Here is a 1,329-nt window from a genome sequence, read left to right as displayed (position 1 = left end):
TAGGTAGAGGCGATAATTATGAATAAGGTGAGGGAATAATTACGAGGAAGTGTATAGATTAACAGGCAAGAAGATTAAACATTAGATATAGAAACGATGATGGTAAGATCAAGTTTGTACAGATGAACAAAAAAAATTGAGTCCAGAATCAGAGATTTTTGGTTTTATTCGTGCGTTGGAAGTTACTCACGGTGAAAATGGATTTCATCCTCATGTACATATGATTGTGTTTACAAATAAAGAAACTGAATCGGGATTACTTGATTTTGTCTATTATCGCGCGTGGGTTCGTGCTTGCCGTTTGGCTGGTTTGCCTGAACCTAGTCGATTACATGGCTGTCACGTTCAGGATGGCTCTTTTGCTGCTGATTATGCTGGTAAGTGGGGTATTGAAGATGAAATGACAAAAGCTAATCAGAAACAAGCAAAAAATAAAGGTTTAACTCCTTGGGGATTGTTACGTTGTATTCTTGATGGTGATGATTTGGATTATCCTCCAAAACGTGCAATTGGTTTGTTTCTTGTTTATTCGGCTGCTTTTAAAGGTAAAAGACAATTGTATTGGTCCAATGGCCTTCGGAAATTATTAGGTTTACAAAAAGAATTAAATGATCAGGAATTAGCACAAAAGGCTGATGATGAGGCCGCTTATACTTTGGCAACTATAACTGTTGAACAATGGAAGGCTATTCGTAAATGTAAAGCTGAGGTTATGATTTTAAATATTGCCGAATCTAATCCTTTGTTAATTACATCTGTTATTAATAATTTTGTTTTATCGAGTGGGGATGCGGGGCCCCATTCTATGGGGGAAGGGGTCCCATTCTATGGGGGAAGGGGTCCCACTCGATAAAAATAATTGATAAATATAATTGTATTATTTTGTTTGTGGTGATCAAATAGACATGAGCTGATAGTGCTCTAACACTATCAACTCACTAATCAAAACTTAATGTAAGGTATTAAAGTTATGACTAATGAAAATTATTCCATTATGGATGTAAGAGATCTACTTAATCATTTGAAAAATACGGCTGTGTTTATAAATACTGGTGTCCCTGAACATATTTTACCCGATTCTACTGTTTTGCAACTTCTTTTAGATTTTGTTGAGGATGGCCTTTGTCGGGCTGATATTATGCTGTTATCAATTTCTGAAAATTCGTGATGAACTTTTTATGTGTGATTGTAAAACAATAAAAAATGGTTTTAGTCGGAGATGTATTCGTTGCGGTGAATTAAAATGTTTACATCAATTTCCCAAAGCAACATATACCCCAGTTAGAAAATTATTAACAACTGGTTATTCTCGTATTTGTCGGCAATGTG

Annotated in this window: 2 protein-coding genes; both read left to right on the top strand. The window is 35.2% G+C overall.

Going from position 1 to position 1,329, the window contains the following annotated elements:
• The first annotated feature begins 136 nt into the window (after positions 1-136).
• The gene (locus FYJ80_RS11625) at positions 137-853 is read left to right on the top strand and encodes a hypothetical protein (RefSeq protein WP_154427068.1); all 717 of its coding nucleotides are present in this window, start codon (positions 137-139) and stop codon (positions 851-853) included.
• Between the two features lie 117 nt (positions 854-970).
• On the top strand, positions 971-1,168 hold the full coding sequence (locus FYJ80_RS11620; RefSeq protein ID WP_154427066.1) for a hypothetical protein: 198 nt from the start codon (positions 971-973) through the stop codon (positions 1,166-1,168).
• Positions 1,169-1,329 lie beyond the last annotated feature (161 nt).

Source organism: Bullifex porci (genome assembly GCF_009695635.1).
GTDB classification, from domain to species: Bacteria; Spirochaetota; Spirochaetia; order Sphaerochaetales; family Sphaerochaetaceae; genus Bullifex; species Bullifex porci.
Note: the sequence above shows the minus strand (reverse complement) of the source record. Positions and strands in the feature narration are given on the sequence as shown.